Below are 14,662 nucleotides of genomic sequence, written 5' to 3' on the forward strand. Positions count from 1 at the left end.
TGGGAAGGCCAGGTTTCGTCGCGCGCCGATCGGGCGATCAGCGCTTCCAGGGATCGACGATATCGCCGGTTGCTTGCGGCCTTACCATGGAGGCCGTGGGCGCCGCGGTCGCCGACGGACGGGCCGTCGGCGCGGTCGGCTTCGCCGGGATCGGGGCGGCTGTGCCCTGGGTGCGCGGCGGCTCCTGCGCGGTCGGCGCGGGCGCCGTCGTCGCGGCCGCGGTCGTGGCGGGCGGCTCGTCGATCGCCCTGGCGGGCGCCGTCTCCGCCGGGAGGGCGCCGCCGGGAGCCTCGGCGGCGGCGACCTCGGGCAGCTCCTCGGGCGCCGAGGCGCGCAAGGCGCGGACGCCGAGGGCGATGACGATGGGCACGAGGACCGCCGCGAGCGCGATCGCCACGCGCGCGGCCATCGAGAGGGGCTCGGACGGCTCCGGGGGCGCCTGGACCGGGGCGAGCATCTCCTCGGTCGCGCGCGGCCGTATCGACTCGGTCGCGCGCGGCCGCATCGACTCGGTCGCGCGCGGCCGTATCGACTCGTGGCGAGGCAGCTCGCCCGGGGGCGCGACGGAGGTCACGCGGCCCGGCGGATCGAGGGCGAGCTCGATGGCCTCGACGAGGTCGGCCATCGAGGAGAAGCGCTCCTCGGGGTTCTTCGCGAGGCAGCGCATGACGATCGGACCGAACGCGCCGAGCGCGGTGGCGTCGGGCATCACCTGCTCGAGCGGCTCGGGCGACATGTACATGTGCTTGGTCAGCACGCCCATGTACGTGTCCGCCTCGAAGGGGACGCGCCCCGCGAAGCACTCGTACATGAGGACGCCGAGCGCATAGATGTCGGCGCGGGCGTCGATGCGCTTCCCCTCCGCCTGCTCCGGGCTCATGTAGTGCGGCGTCCCGAACACCATGCCGATGCGCGTGAGCCGCTTGCCGCCGGTCACCTTCGCCACGCCGAAATCGAGCAGCTTGACGAACTCCTGATCGCCGTTGCGGACGAGGTACACGTTGTCGGGCTTCAGGTCGCGGTGGATGACGCCCGCCGAGTGCGCGGCCCCGAGCGCGGCGGCGCACTGGAGCATGATCTGCCCGACCCTGTCGGCCGGCAGCGTCTTCTCGGTGCGCAGCAGCGACGCGAGGGAGGTCCCGGAGAGGAACTCCATGACGAAGAACGGCAGCTCTGCCTGCCCCGTCTCGACCTCGATCGCGCCGAAGTCGCTCACCGCGACGATGTTGGGGTGGCCGATCGCCGCGGCCGCCTTGGCCTCCTGGATGAAGCGGGCGACGAGCTCGGCGTCCTGCGCGATGTCGTGCCGGAGCACCTTCAGGGCGAAGAGGCGGCCGAGCGACTTGTGGCGCACCTCGTACACCGTCCCCATCCCCCCTTCCCCCACCACCGCCTGCACCTCGTAGCGGCCGTCGATGGTGCGCCCGAGCATCGGATCGGCCGATGGATTCCAGTCGGGCGCGTCGGCGAGCGGATCGCCGTCGAACGGGCAGAAGCGGGAGTCGCCGGAGAAGGTCTGCTTGCAGGTCGGGCAGCGCCGCGCGCGGGGGGTCTGCTTCGCCTTCCCCCGGCGCGCCGGCCCGTCGAAGCGCGCCGGCAGGGGCGGGATCGCCGGGCGCGCGTCGACGTGCGCTGGCAGTGGTTCCCCGCGCGGCGGCACGTCGCTGCGGAACGGCAACTCGCTGCGCAGCGGCACGTCGCTGCGCAGCGGCACGTCGCTACGCCCTGCTGGCGGCACGTCGCTACGCCCTGCTGGCGGCACGTCGCTGCGCGCTGGCGGCACGTCGCTGCGCGCTGGCGGCACGTCGCTGCGCGCTGGCGGCACATCGCTGCGCGCTGGCGGCACATCGCTGCGCGCCGGAGGCTGGGCAAATGATTCGTCTCCGTGCAGCCGCGGGATGTCTTCCCGATGGAACAGCTCGGCAGCCTCGGACTCGCCGGCGGTCATCTCGGGCTGAGCATCCCCGGCCATGCGGAGCGTCACTGGCACCCCATCGAGTCTAGCCGAAAGCGCGCTCAGTGGTTCGGATCAGATGGCGCCAGTTCGGCGACCGCCGTGGAGCGCCCCCCCGCGGGTCGCCGCGCGCGGCGGCCGGCGCCGCCTGGTAAGGACTCAGATCTCTTCGAGAATCTTCGCCTTGCGGGCCTGGAACTCCTCGTCGGTGATGAGGCCCTTGCTCTTGAGCTCCCCGAGGCGCTCCAGGCGCTGCTCGATCGACGGGGCTGCGGCGGGGGCAGCCTGCGGCGCGCCCGGGTAGCCCTGCGGCGCCCCCGGGTAGCCCTGCGGCGCCCCCGGCTGCTGCATGTGGGGCGGCACGAACTGGGGCTGGCCCTGCGCGGCGAGCGCGGGGTTCATCGCCTGCGCCAGGCCGGCGCCGATCGCCACCTGGGCGCCCAGCCCCGCGACGCCGCTGCCGTCGCCGCCCTGCGCCATGCCCTGGCCGGCGCCCATCATCGCCTGGCCGGCGGCGTAGTTCTGCCAGTTGCCCGCCAACTGCTGCACGTACCGCGCGTCCTGCTGGAACCGCTGATCGAGCTCGAACTGCTTCGCGCGGGCGGTGTCCTGCGCGACCCCGATGCCGCGGCGCGCCTCGCCGCGCGCCTTGTTCGCCTCGCGGAGGAGCTTCTGGTCCTCGGCCGAGAAGTTGATGTTGAAGTTGCCGATCTCGAGGATCTTGCAGCCGATCTCCTCGAGGTTCGGCGCGGATTGCACGATGCGGGCGCCGAGCTCCATGCTCATGCCGCCGAGGTTGAGCAGGCTCTTCTGCTGCTGCGCGCAGACCTGGCCGATCACCGTCTTCACGCTCATGAAGAACTTGCCCTTGATCCAGCTCAGGACGACGTCGTTGTCGCCGCTGCCGCCGCACTGCCCGTGGTACCCGACGACGAACCGCACCGGATCGACAACGACCAGCGAGAACTCACCGAAGATGCGCGGCGTCACGAACTCGTAAAGGGTGGGGTCCTCCATCGACTCCAGCGGCCCGCCGAACGGCACGCCGCGGACCGGCTGCGTCTTGACGAAGAAGATCTCGGCGATGAAGACGTCCCCGCCCGTGAACTTGTTGACCAGGTTGTTCAGGAACGGGATGTTCTGGGTCTGGAGGGTGTGGCGCCCTGTGGGCAGGTAACCCATGTACCTGCCGTCCTTGAAGAAGAGGGCACACTCATCGCTGTCGACCGTCAGCTGCGACCAGAAGGGGATGTTCTGGTCCGGGTGCTTGTAGACGATGAGATGCTTCGCCGCGTCCGGGCGCGCGATCATCATCTCGCGGACGCCGCTCTTCACGAAATCGAAAATCCCCATGTCGCGCTCCTCTTCGGTGTGCTGGGTGTGACGGACCTGCCGGTCCCCTGCCCCCCGGGCTCGGGCTTCATTCCGGCAGACGGCGCGCAGGGCCCGCGCCGTTCGTTCTCCGTTGACGATCGCCGCGCCTTTCAGGCACACAGCGGCCTCAGGATAGTCCGCAGATCGCAGGGCAGCAATGCCCGCCGGGAGGACCGTATGCCCGTTGCTCCGCTTGCTCTGCTAGCTCTGGTCGAGCCGCTGGTGCCATCCGAGTCGCCCGAGTCACCCGCGTCGGCCGTCCCAACCGCGTCGCCTGCGTCCTCCGGGATCCCGAGCTCCGCCGTTCGGCAGCCGAAGCGCTCGTCCTCCTGGCACGGGGCCGCGCTGGCGGGGGCGCCTCGATGACCGCGCCGATCGACGTAGGCGCCCTCTCGGCGCCCGCGCAGAAGCTGGCGCAGCCGGGCGCGCCGCAGAAGCTCAGGGAGATGGCGGCGCGCGGCATCGCCCCCGGGCTCAAGCCGGGCGAGGTCGTGACGGTGCTCGTGCTGCTCGCGTCGCGCGAGGAGGAGCCGGCCCGCGAGGCCGCGGAGAAGACGCTGGCGGCGCTCCCCGAGCCGCTGCTCCAGGGGGCGCTCGGCGCGGATCTGCAGCCGCCGGTCATCGACCGGCTGGCCCGCGTGTACGCGGACCGCCTCCCGGTCGTCGAGAGGCTCCTCGCGATGCCGGGCGTCGCCGCGGAGACGATCGAGGAGCTCGCGCGGACCGGGGGCGAGGCGGTGACGGAGCTCATCGCCGTCAACGAGGAGCGGCTGCTCAAGAACCCGCGCGTCATCGAGAAGCTCTACCTCAACAAGAACACGCGGATGTCGACCGCCGACCGCCTCGTCGATCTCGCGTCCCGCAACGGGGTCGAGCTCACGGGCATCCCGGCGTGGCGCGAGGTCAGCGTCGCGATCAAGGACGAGCTCATCGCGGAGCCGTCGCCCGAGCCCACGCCGGACGACGTGCTGTTCAGCGAGACGCAGGCGCTCGCGGAGTCGCTCGCCGCGGACGAGCCGGTCGACACCCACGTCGAGGACGAGGAGGGCAAGGAGGCGCTCAAGGAGCAGTACGTCCCGCTCTACAAGCGGCTCGCCGACATGACCATGTCGCAGCGGATCCGGCGGGCGATGCTCGGCTCGCGCGAGGAGCGCATGCTGCTCGTGCGCGACTCGAACCGCCTCGTGGCCAGCGCCGCCGTGCGCAGCCCGCAGATGCAGGAGGAGGAGGTCGTCCTCATCAGCCGCAACCGGAACATCTCGGACGAGGTGCTGCGGATCATCTCGACGACGCCCGAGTGGCTGAAGAGCTACACCGTGAAGCGGAACCTCGTCGAGAACCCGAGGACGCCGGTGCTCGTCGCGACGCGGCTGGTCCAGCACCTGCGCGAGTCGGATCTCCGGGGCATCGCGAAGAGCAAGAACGTGACGTCGCCGGTGAAGGACGCCGCGAGGCGGCACCTCGAGCGGCGCAAGAGCTGAACGGGGGACGAGCGATGAGCGACCTGGTCCGCTTCGGCGTGGCGATGGATCGCGCGCTGCTGGCCGAGTTCGATCGGCGCATCACCGCGCAGGGCTACGAGAACCGCTCGGAGGCGCTGCGCGATCTGGTCCGCGCGGACCTGACGCGCGCCGCGCTGGACGAGGGGGCCGAGGTGGCGGCCACGCTGACGCTCGTCTACGAGCCCGAGGTGCGGGAGCTCGTGCTGCGGATCTCCGAGCTGGAGGAGCGGCGCGCGGGGTCTCTGGTCTCCAGCCTGCTGGTCCGCCTCGACGCGGCCCGGGTGCTCCAGGTGATGGTGCTGAAGGGCCGCGGGCAGGAGCTGTCCGAGCTCGCCGGGCAGCTCGCCGGGGCCAAGGGGGTCCTGTCCTGCGCGCTCACGCCGGCCGCGGCGCTCCCGGGGGCGGCGCGCCGGTAGCGGGGGCGGCGCGCCGATGGAGGAGGGCTCTCCAGGGCGCCTGATCTACGCGTCGTCGCCGGAGCTGTCGGCCACCTTGACCGTGGTCTTGGGCGGGTCGACGATGAACGTCACGAGGCGCTCCTTGGCCTCGAACTCCTGCCGGTAGATCACGGCCGAGCGCTTGTACTTGAAGGGGCCCACGCGCACCCGGTGCCAGAGGCCGCGGCCCTTGACGTACGCCGGCTCGACGTACGCCTTGTGCCCGCGCCGGCGCAGGGCCGCCGCGAAATTCTCGGCGTCGGTGGGGTCCTTGAACGAGCTCACCTGGAGCTGGTAGCTGCCAGGCCCTCCCCGCTCGGTCTCGGGCCCCTCCTCGCGCGACACGTGGCGAGCCATCGCCGTGAGCGTGTCGTTCGGTGCGGCCTCGCCGCCGGAGGGCCCGAGCACGTGCTGCGCCGGCAGCGGGACCACGGGCAGCCGGTCCGCGGCAGGCGGCGGGAGGGGCTCCGCGGCGGGCGCCTCGGCGGAGGTGGCCGCCTTGGCCGCCCGCGGATCGCGCACGGCCTCGAGCGCGGTCGTCGGGTGCTCCGCGTCCGAGAGGACCGCGGGGAAGGTCACGTCCTCCCCGATCGTGGCAGGGCGCGGGGCCGGCTTCACGCCGGCCGGGTGGGCGCGCGCGACCAGATCGCCGAGCGGATCGGCGGTGACCGGCCGCTCGCGCTGCGGGGCGCGCAGGAGCGCCACCGCGGCGAAGACGATGCACGCCCCGCCGAGCGAGGCCAGCACCAGCGCGCCCGCGCGCGACGGGCGAGCCCCGGGATCCTCTTCCTGGATCTCCTCGAGGTTCCGCACCGCCCCGGTGTCCATGCTCTCGCCTTTGCTGCGCCTCATGCGTCCTCCTCGCCTCGTCTACCCTGCCCGGCCGGCGACCCACAACTTTCGTGTGCTACTTTATCCTACATCTCCCGGATAGGTCCGGTCTCTGGACGAGCGCTCTCGGGTGAGCGCGCGCTTCGGCGGGGCCGGGCAGCCTCGCATGCGCGGCGCGCGCGGAGAAAGTTCTCGGCTGGCGCCGGGCGCGCGCTGGCCAGCCGATCCCCGCGGGCTTCGTCCGCTGTGAGCCGTCTCGCGGCGCTGCCGTGACTCAAGGGGGCCGATCGGATCACGAGGCGGCAGGAGGCGTTCGGTCATTCCCAGCGGAGCCCCACGATCATGGTGATGCGCGCCAGCGCGCTCGCGCCCACGCGAAGGCTCGGCGTGGTCGCCTATGCGAGCGACGAGGCGCTCGTGGAGGGCCTCCGCGCGAGGCATCCTGCTGCGCTCTCCGCCTTCCACGAGCGCTTCTCCGGGCACGTGCTCCGCGTCCTCGGCCGGGTGCTCGGCGGCAGCCGCGACCTCTCCGACGCGCATCACGACGCCTTCGTCCGCGCGCTGTCCTCCCTCGACACCCTGCGCGATCCGGCGGCGCTGAAGGCGTGGATCACCTCGGTCGCCGTGTTCACGGCGCGGACCTGCATCCAGCGGCGCGCGCGCCGGAGATGGCTCCTCTTCTTCGCCCCCGACGAGCTCCCACCCCTCGTGGAGCCCCCGTATGAAGGTGAAGCCCGCGAGGCGCTGCGCGCGACCTATCGCGCGCTGGAGCGGCTCCCGGCCGACGAGCGCATCGCGTTCGCGCTGCGGCGCATCGAGGGCATGGATCTCCAGGAGGTCGCCGACGCGTGCGGCGTCTCGCTCGCGACCATCAAGCGAAGGCTGGCCCGCGCGGAGGCCAACTTCCTCGAGGCGGCGCGGGAGCAGCCCGCCCTCGAGGAGTGGCTGAAGGGAGGCGCGTCATGAGCGATCGTCCCCCGTTCGATCGTCTTCATGAGCTCCGCCGGGCCCAGGATGAGGAGCTCGCGGCGCAGGATCTCGAGGGCGCGCGCCGACGGTTCCTGGAGATCGCGGCCGGCGGATCCTCCCGTCCCGGGGCCGCGCGCATCGGCCCCAAGCGTCCCCGGTGGATCGCGCCCGCGGCCCTCGTGGCGCTGGCGGGGGTCTGTGCGGCGCTGCTCCTCGTGCTGCTCCCCTCGTCGCGGTCGCTCTCGTTCGCGGTGGGCTCCGCGCGAGGTCAGGTCGGGGCGTGGATCGCCGCCAGCGCGGATGCTCCTCTGGCGGTCGCCTTCTCGGACGGCACCTCCCTGGCGCTGGACGCGAACGCCCGGGCGCGCGTGGTGGCCGCCGACGCACATGGCGCGCGCGTGCTGCTGGAAGGCGGCCGGCTGACCGCGACCGTGACGCACACCGCGACGAGCGCCTGGAGCTTCGACGTCGGCCCGTTCGACGTGCTGGTCACCGGCACGCGCTTCGAGCTGAGCTGGTCCCCGGCGAGCGAGCAGCTCAAGCTGGTGCTGCGGGAAGGATCGGTCGCCGTGTCGGGGCCGCTCGTGGGGGGGCGGCGCACCGTCGCCGCGGGAGAGACGCTCGAGGTCTTCTGCAAGGAGCAGCGCTTCGAGCTCACGCGCGGGGAGCTGCGCGCCGCCGCGCCGCCTGCGCCGTCCGCCACGCCCATCGATCAGGCGGCCTTCGAGCCGGCCCCCGCAGCGACCGGCGCCAGCGAACGCGCGATGGCCGCGAAGGCCGCGGACGCCGCCCCCCGCCGGCCGAGCTGGCGCGATCTCGTGGCCAGCGACAGGTACCAGGAGGCCATGACGGCGGCCGAGGCCGAGGGCTTCGACGGGCTCGTCGCCCGCGCGAGCGCGGCGGATCTGCTGACGCTCGCGGACGTCGCGCGCTTCTCCGGGAAGGCGGATCGCGCCGCGGCGGCGCTCACCGCGGCGCGGAGCCGGTTCGCGGGCTCGGGCGAGGCGGCGAAGGCCGCCTTCCACCTCGGCCGGATGGCGTTCGACCAGCGGCGATCGTACGCCGAGGCCGAGCGCTGGTTCCTCGTGTACCTCGAAGAGCAACCGGGCGGCTCCTTTGCGCAGGAAGCGCTCGGGAGGGTCATCGAGTGCCGGGAGTCGATGGGGTCGGCCAGCGAGGCCCGCGACGCCGCGCGCCGCTACCTGGCGCGGTATCCGGCGGGTCCCCACGCCGCGCATGCCAGGGATCTCCTCGAGGGGGAGTAAATGCCGTCTCGAAGGCCGGCTCGCGCGACCCACGGCGGAGGCTGGGCGCTCGGGCTTTGCCTCCTCGTCGCACCCGAAGCGCGCGCGGCGCCGCCGGATCCGCCGCCGGAGCCTCCACGCACGAAGGTCGTCCTGATCGCCGATCGCCGGTCGGATTCCATCATGGCCCGCGTGTATGCCGAGCTCGCCACGCTCGGATTCACCGTGGTGGTCGTGAGGGGCGGCGCCGAGCCGCGCTCCCAGGGGCCGATCGAGACGAGCGCGCGCGAGGCCGGAGCGGCGGCGGAGATCCGGGTGACGGAGGTGCCGGGCGGCGTCGAGATCTCGATCGCCCGTGGCGCGACCGGTCGATCGGTCCAGAGCGCCGTGATGGCCGACGATCCAGCCACGGTCGCGGTTCGCGCGGTGGAGCTCCTGCGCGCGAGCCTCCTCGATGTGCGCTCGCCCCGTCCGTCGCAGGGCGAGGTCGAAGCCGATCCGGAGGCTCGCGCCGTCGTCGACATGCAAGAGACTCCGCCGGCCAGGCCCGCGCCCGTCGCCGCCGCGCGCCCGCGAGCCGACGGCACCTCCCGCCCGCCTCCTCCCCCAGCCTCCAGGCCAGGCGCGACCCGAAGAGCACCGATGACGTTCGGGGTCGGGGCGGCGCCGGCGATCCTGTGGAGCGCAGGCGGCGTGCCCTCCACCCCGATGCTGGACGTGTCGGCGTACGCGATGATCTGGTCCCGTCTGGGGCTCTCCACCTTCGTCCAGATCCCGCTCGCCAGCGCGAGCCGTGAGGGCAAAGAGGGCACGCGGCACGCGCGCATAGCGCTCGCCGCCCTGGGGGTGCGCGTCCCGCTCGGCCCCACCGACGCCACGTGGCTGCCATCGGCCGGCGCAGGGCTCGCCGCCGCCTGGCTGCATGTCGAGGGCGAAGGCCGCTCGCCCCGGTACGCGGGCAGATCGGAGGACGCATACGCGGTCGCGACGTACCTGCGCGCAGGGCTCTCGTTCGCGCCGACTCCACACCTGCGGATCAGCGAGCACCTGCTCGCCGGCATCGCGGCGCCGCGCATCGTGATCGACGCCGCAGGCCGCGCGACGGAGACGTGGGGTCGCCCGTTCCTGGGCGCGTCTCTCGGGGTGGAGGTCGAGCTGCCATGAGCCGAAATGGGCAGCTGCCGTGACCTCAGCACAGAACATCTGGACACCGGGCGCTTCGGCGCTCGGCGTGGAGGATCCAATGAAGATCACGGCTACGAAGCTCTGGGCTCTGGGCTCGTCGGCGGCCCTCGCGTCGGCACAGGCGGCGTGCGGCGACCGCCATGTCGATCCGATCGTGGAAGTCCACCTGGCGACGACCGTCGAGGGGGCCACCGAAGGGCCGTGGGCTGCCTGCGTTTCCTCCGGGGACGAGGGCAACTTCGCCCTCCCCCACGTCTGTCCGGATCCCGAACCGAGCGGTGAAGAGCGCATGTGCAGGGTGGCGTACGTCGCCGCGCGACAAGACGATGGATCGACGTGGTGCGATGTGGCGGCGCAATGCAACTACGAGTGCGAGACGGCGGAGGACTGCCCGCGGCCGCCGAGCGGCACCGCCACGCCGGTGTGCAACTCGGTCTGCGAGTTGCCCTGCGACGAGGACACCACGTGCCCGAGCGGGATGGAGTGCTGGCACATGTTCCACGGGCCGGGCCTCTCGGATGAACAGGGCTTCTGCATGTGGAAGTACGAATGTGACTGAGGGTCGAGGTCGGCGAACCTGGCCCCGCTGGGGAGAGCCCGCTCGTTTCTTCCGGGCGTCGCCTCCATGGCGCATTGGATGCGCTGGCCGAGTGGCGTAATTTTTCTCACAAACCGGCTTCCAACGATCCCCGAGTGAAGAGCACGCTCGAGGCGACCCAACGCCAGACGCGGCGACTTTCTCCGGGGTGGTCGGCGGCTTTCCATGGGCGAGCGAGCTCGAGCGTGAGAAATTGCGGGGACATGCCTTCTTGCGCTGGCACCGCGCACCCTACGACCAGGCCTTCGCACCCCGGGCTAGGCGCGAGCCGCTGGGTGACCAGCGCGCTGCTGCTGACGACCTTGGCGGCGCTCGGCGGGGCGGCCTGCTCCGATTCTTCCGCGCCGGAGCCGGGAGCCGAGGCGAAGGCCTCGAAGGCTGTCCAGAGCGGCGCCAGGTCGCCTCATGCCGTGCCTTTCGACCTCGAAAAGACGATGCGTCGAGCGCGCCTCGCCTTTCGCCGGACGCCCGGAAGCACCTTCAGCGGCGGCTTTGGCGCCTACCGGGCGCGTGTCTCCGAGGAGCGCGTGGAGCTGGGCCTTGCCGGCAAAGCCGCTCGAGGCGCGGCCCCGTCGGTCCAGGTCGCGTTCGAGACGTCTGGCTTCTCGTGCGGCGGAGGCGAGCTCGCGTCGCCCGAGCGGCGCGGCGCGGAGGTGGTCGCCGACGGTCACCTCGCGCTCGATCGCGGTTGGGCCGTCGAGCACCTCGCGAACACGGAAGAAGGCCTTCATCAGAGCTTCTCCTTCGCGGAGGCGCCGTGCGCGGGGGCGATCGAGGTGCGGCTCCGCGTGACGGGGGCCACGTACCGCGGGTACTCCGCGGGCTCGGGGCATTCGTTCGTGACCGAGGACGGTCGCGTGGTGAGCTACGGCGACGCGACATGGCGCGACGCGACGGGCAACGTCGTCCCGCTGGCCGTCGAGCACCTGGGCGAGGGCGCGCTGCGCATCGTGGTGCCGGAGGAGGTCGTGGCGAGCTCCATCTTCCCCGCCGAGATCGATCCGCTCCTCACGTTGCGCATCCCGCTGAACGAGCCGGTGCTCGGCTTTGCGCGCCTCGATCAGTCGATGCCGGCGATCGGCTTCGACGGCACCAACTACCTCGTGATCTGGAACGACAACCGGGCCATCGACGAGAACTACCGCAGGCTCTTTGCCACGCGCGTCACGCCGGCCGGAGAGGTCCTCGATCCGGGGGGCATCCCCGTGCTCGAGAACGGCACGGCGCAGCACCCTCCCGCCATCGCCTTCGACGGCACCAACTACCTCGTGGCGTTCGTCGACATCAGCGGCTGGGTTCGATTCAACCGCATCACGCCGGCGGGCGTCCCGCTCCACGGCCAGGGCGGCGTGGCGATCGAGCAGGCCCTCGGGCGGGACGTCGCGGTCGCCTTCGACGGCACGAACTACCTCGTGGCGTGGCCGACGCACACGGACTCGAGCTCGAACATCAAGGCGCGGCTGGTGAGCGCCAGCGGCACCTTCGTAGGCGCCTCCTTCAACGTCGCCACCCAGGTTCAGGCGCAGATCGAGCCGCGCCTCCTCTTCGACGGCACGAACTACTTCGCGACCTGGTCGGATCGTCGGGGCGGGGGCGTCGCCGGCTTCGACATCTACGGCGCGCACATCTCGCCTGCGGGCGTGGTCCTCGAGCCGAACCACATCGCGATCGCGGCCGGCGCCTACGATCAGATCAAGCCGTCCGTCGCCTTCGACGGCACGCGCTACCTGGTCGCCTACCAGAACGGGACCGATCGCCCGCAAATCGAATCCGTGCGCGTGAGCCAGGCCGGCGTGGTGGAGGACGCGGCGAGCCAGAAGCTCTCTGCTGAGCCCGGCACGCACGTCGCCCCCTCGGCGGCGTTCGACGGGACGAGCTTCGTCGTCGTCTGGAGCTCCGGCAGCGCTCAGGACGTGTTCGTGAACCGGGTGAGCCCCGACGGCGCGGTCCTGGGCGGCGCCGGGAGCGCGCTCGTCACGGCCAGCGGGAGAAAGGCGCTATCCACCGTGTTCTGCGGCGCGGCCGGGTGTCTCGCCGCGTGGGAGGATGGGCGGTTCGGCAATGGAAGCTTTGCTGGCGACGACGACGGGGAGGTCTTTGGCACCCGCATCGCGGACGGCGCCGCCCTCGACGTCGGAGGCCTGCACCTGAGCCGGGCAGCGAGCGAGCAGTCGATGCCCGCCATCGCCTACAGGGATGGAACCTATTTCGTGGTCTGGCAGGACTACCGCGAAGGGACGCGCACCGACCTCTATGGCGCGCGCGTCAGCGAGGCGGGCACCGTCCTGGATCCAGCCGGAATCCTGATCAACAGTGCGCCGTACGATCAGCGCGAGCCTCGCCTCGCGGCGAGCGAGAGCGGCTATTTCGTGGTGTGGCTCGACGGACGCAGGAGCGGCAGCAACTACACCCGCCGCGACGTGGTTGGAGCGCGCGTGACGCCGGACGGACAGGTGCTCGATCCGGACGGCATCGCGATCTCGGTGGGCGGCTCCGATAAGACTCCGGCGGTCTCCTCGGATGGCTCTGGGTACCTCGTCGCCTGGCAGGATACGGCTGGCGGTGACAACGACAAGCTCGAAGCGTCGCGTATCGGCGCGGAGGGCGCGGTGCTCGACGACCCGCCGCTGCTCGTGGCGCAGCGGACGGGCGCGAGCCACGTCACGATGGCCTATGGGGCAGGTCAATATTTCATCGTCTGGCACACGCCTGGAACGAGCCTCCTGCCGAGCGGGACGCGAGGCGCGCGCGTCCTGTCCGACGGCACGCGCCTCGATCCGAGCCCAGGTCTCAGCCTGGGTACGGGCATGTTCCCCGCGGTCGCCTACGACGGCACGTCCTTCGTGGTCGCGGCGCGACGGGTCGCCAGCAGCAGCGTCAGCTCGTCGACCTACCGGATGTGGGCGACCCGCGTGTCGCCGAGCACGGGCAACGTCCTGGATCCGAGCTGGATCCAGCTCTCCGCGACGAGCATCGCAGGGTACTCCGGCGCGTGGTATCGGCAGGGACCGGAGCTCGCCTTCGACGGCGTCGACACGCTCATCGTGTGGCCCGGAGGCATCACAGAGAAGAAGATCCACGGGGCGTGGCTCTCACCGGCGGGCGATGTGGTCCTCGGCACGACGCTCCTGTCGTCGTCGACCGGGGCGTACCACTCGCCGACCGTGGCAGCGGTCGGGGACGGACGCAGCTCGCTCGTCACGTACGTCTTCGGTGACCAGACGACTGGCGTTCAGAACTATCGCGTCAATGCCAATCAGATGGACGCCGCGTCGCAAGGACAGGAGTGCGAGATCGACATCCAGTGCAAGAGCGGGCACTGCGTCGATGGTGTCTGTTGCCGAACGACTTGCAGCGCGGCGACGGATGACTGCTCCGCGTGCAGCGTGGCGGCGGGCGCTGCCGTCGACGGGATCTGTGGTCCCACGAACGGCAACAGCTGCGGCGCAAGCGGTATCTGCATCGAGGGCTCGTGTGACGTCGCAGGGACGGGCGTCACGAGCACCGGAGGTGCAGCCGGCAGCGACGGCACGAGCGTCACGGCAGGCGCCGCGAGCAGCGGCGGCAGCGGCGGAGAGAGCGGTGCGGGCGCCGCCGGCACCGGAGGTGCGAACACCGGCGGCGCCGGCGGAGAGAACGGCGCTGGGGGCGCCAGCACAGGCGCCACGGCAGGCGCGGTGACCAGCGCAGGCGCAGGCGGAGAGAGCGGCGCCAGCGGCGCCAGCACAAGCGCCACGGCAGGCGCGGTGACCAGCGCAGGCGCAGGCGGAGAGAGCGGCGCTGGGGGCGCCAGCGGCGCCAGCACGAGCGCCACGGCAGGCGCGGTGACCAGCGGCGGCGCAGGCGGAGAGAGCGGCGCTGGGGGCGCCAGCACGAGCGCCACGGCAGGCGCGGTGACCAGCGGCGGCGCAGGTGGCGCGAGCAGCGGCGGCGGAAGCGCGGGCAGCGGCGCTGCGAGCACAGGTGGCGCTGGAACGTCTGCGGAAGGCGCCTCGACGAGCGGCAGCGCCACAACGGATGGGTCGAACAGCTCGGCTGGTGGTGGCGGAGCTTCTACAGGCGGCGCGCCCCCCGATTCGAGCGGCTCTGGCTCAGCCGACGCGGACCCGTCGGACGATGGAGGATGCTCGTGCGCTTACATCGGAACGACGGGGGCGAGCGCATCGACCTCCCTCTGGCTGCTCGCACCGCTGGCCCTCGGCGTGCTCCGAAAGCGACGCGCTCTACGCGCCGGCCATCGCCTGCCCTCTGGCTGAGCCCGCCGCCTGACCCGCACGGAGCGCGACCGTCCTGGAGGGGGCCTCTCCCGGTCCGGCGCCGGTCGATTCAATAGTTCCTGGTCTTCGTGCGCCGCGCGATGTCACCGCGCCCGGACGAAGAACGTCGAGCGCGGTGGCAGCTTCAACCACGATCGCAGCTTGAGCCAAGATGACCGGCTCCGTCTCGCGACGAGCGCTTCACCTCCTCAATGCATCATGCGCCAGCCTCCGCGAGCCGCTGTGGAGGAGACTTACACCTCCGCGGGCTCCGCCCTTTCTGCTTGTTCGCGTCGGCGCGGTTGACGAGCG

The 14,662-nt window shown here is 72.0% G+C and carries 10 protein-coding genes; 7 read left to right on the forward strand and 3 right to left on the reverse strand.

Annotation, left to right across the window (positions count from 1 at the left end; genetic code table 11):
* Nucleotides 1-37 precede the first annotated feature (37 nt).
* Both WMF46_RS19980 and WMF46_RS19985 read right to left on the reverse strand, forming a co-directional pair.
* A complete protein-coding gene (locus WMF46_RS19980) occupies nt 38-1,972 on the reverse strand; it encodes a protein kinase domain-containing protein (RefSeq protein ID WP_437987060.1) in 1,935 nt (644 codons plus the stop codon).
* 141 nt (nt 1,973-2,113) lie between these two features.
* Entirely contained in the window at nt 2,114-3,307 is a 1,194-nt protein-coding gene (locus tag WMF46_RS19985) for an SPFH domain-containing protein (RefSeq protein WP_437910114.1), read from the reverse strand.
* Between the two features lie 383 nt (nt 3,308-3,690).
* Between WMF46_RS19985 and WMF46_RS19990 the strand changes: the two genes are divergently transcribed.
* Together WMF46_RS19990 and nikR are read left to right on the forward strand one after the other, a co-directional pair.
* A complete protein-coding gene (locus tag WMF46_RS19990; RefSeq protein ID WP_437987061.1) occupies nt 3,691-4,809 on the forward strand; it encodes a hypothetical protein in 1,119 nt (372 codons plus the stop codon).
* A 14-nt stretch (nt 4,810-4,823) separates the two neighbouring features.
* A complete protein-coding gene (gene nikR / locus WMF46_RS19995; protein WP_437987062.1) occupies nt 4,824-5,246 on the forward strand; it encodes a nickel-responsive transcriptional regulator NikR in 423 nt (140 codons plus the stop codon).
* Nucleotides 5,247-5,291: 45 nt separating this feature from the next.
* Here nikR and WMF46_RS20000 read toward each other — a convergent pair whose 3' ends face one another.
* A complete protein-coding gene (locus WMF46_RS20000; protein WP_437987063.1) occupies nt 5,292-6,119 on the reverse strand; it encodes an SPOR domain-containing protein in 828 nt (275 codons plus the stop codon).
* 321 nt (nt 6,120-6,440) lie between these two features.
* On the opposite strand from WMF46_RS20000, the gene WMF46_RS20005 reads away from it, so the two are divergent.
* The 5 genes from WMF46_RS20005 to WMF46_RS20025 all read left to right on the forward strand — a co-directional run bounded on the left by WMF46_RS20005 (nt 6,441) and on the right by WMF46_RS20025 (nt 14,350).
* On the forward strand, nt 6,441-7,064 hold the full coding sequence (locus WMF46_RS20005) for an RNA polymerase sigma factor (RefSeq protein ID WP_437987064.1): 624 nt from the start codon (nt 6,441-6,443) through the stop codon (nt 7,062-7,064).
* Nucleotides 7,061-8,332, forward strand: coding sequence for a FecR domain-containing protein (locus tag WMF46_RS20010; protein ID WP_437987065.1), 1,272 nt, complete (start codon nt 7,061-7,063; stop codon nt 8,330-8,332). Before WMF46_RS20005 ends, WMF46_RS20010 begins: the two co-directional genes overlap by 4 nt.
* Before the next feature lie 162 nt (nt 8,333-8,494).
* On the forward strand, nt 8,495-9,475 hold the full coding sequence (locus tag WMF46_RS20015; RefSeq protein WP_437987066.1) for a hypothetical protein: 981 nt from the start codon (nt 8,495-8,497) through the stop codon (nt 9,473-9,475).
* A gap of 79 nt (nt 9,476-9,554) precedes the next feature.
* Nucleotides 9,555-10,055 (forward strand): hypothetical protein, encoded by a 501-nt coding sequence (locus tag WMF46_RS20020; protein ID WP_437987067.1) that lies wholly within the window; start codon nt 9,555-9,557, stop codon nt 10,053-10,055.
* A 314-nt stretch (nt 10,056-10,369) separates the two neighbouring features.
* Nucleotides 10,370-14,350 (forward strand): EB domain-containing protein, encoded by a 3,981-nt coding sequence (locus WMF46_RS20025; protein WP_437987068.1) that lies wholly within the window; start codon nt 10,370-10,372, stop codon nt 14,348-14,350.
* The last annotated feature ends 312 nt before the right edge of the window (nt 14,351-14,662 follow it).

This window comes from Sorangium sp. So ce117 (assembly GCF_051524395.1).
GTDB lineage: Bacteria > Myxococcota_A > Polyangia > Polyangiales > Polyangiaceae > Sorangium > Sorangium cellulosum_B.

Bases quoted from the DNA above. Each gene is read 5' to 3' on its own strand.
- WMF46_RS20015 (WP_437987066.1), top strand. From the start codon at position 8,495: ATGGCCCGCGTGTATGCCGAGCTCGCCACGCTCGGATTCACCGTGGTG.
- nikR (WP_437987062.1), top strand. From the start codon at position 4,824: ATGAGCGACCTGGTCCGCTTCGGCGTGGCGATGGATCGCGCGCTGCTG.
- WMF46_RS19990 (WP_437987061.1), top strand. From the start codon at position 3,691: ATGACCGCGCCGATCGACGTAGGCGCCCTCTCGGCGCCCGCGCAGAAG.
- WMF46_RS19985 (WP_437910114.1), bottom strand. From the start codon at position 3,307: ATGGGGATTTTCGATTTCGTGAAGAGCGGCGTCCGCGAGATGATGATC.
- WMF46_RS19980 (WP_437987060.1), bottom strand. From the start codon at position 1,972: ATGGCCGGGGATGCTCAGCCCGAGATGACCGCCGGCGAGTCCGAGGCT.
- WMF46_RS20000 (WP_437987063.1), bottom strand. From the start codon at position 6,119: ATGAGGCGCAGCAAAGGCGAGAGCATGGACACCGGGGCGGTGCGGAAC.
- WMF46_RS20010 (WP_437987065.1), top strand. From the start codon at position 7,061: ATGAGCGATCGTCCCCCGTTCGATCGTCTTCATGAGCTCCGCCGGGCC.
- WMF46_RS20005 (WP_437987064.1), top strand. From the start codon at position 6,441: ATGGTGATGCGCGCCAGCGCGCTCGCGCCCACGCGAAGGCTCGGCGTG.
- WMF46_RS20020 (WP_437987067.1), top strand. From the start codon at position 9,555: ATGAAGATCACGGCTACGAAGCTCTGGGCTCTGGGCTCGTCGGCGGCC.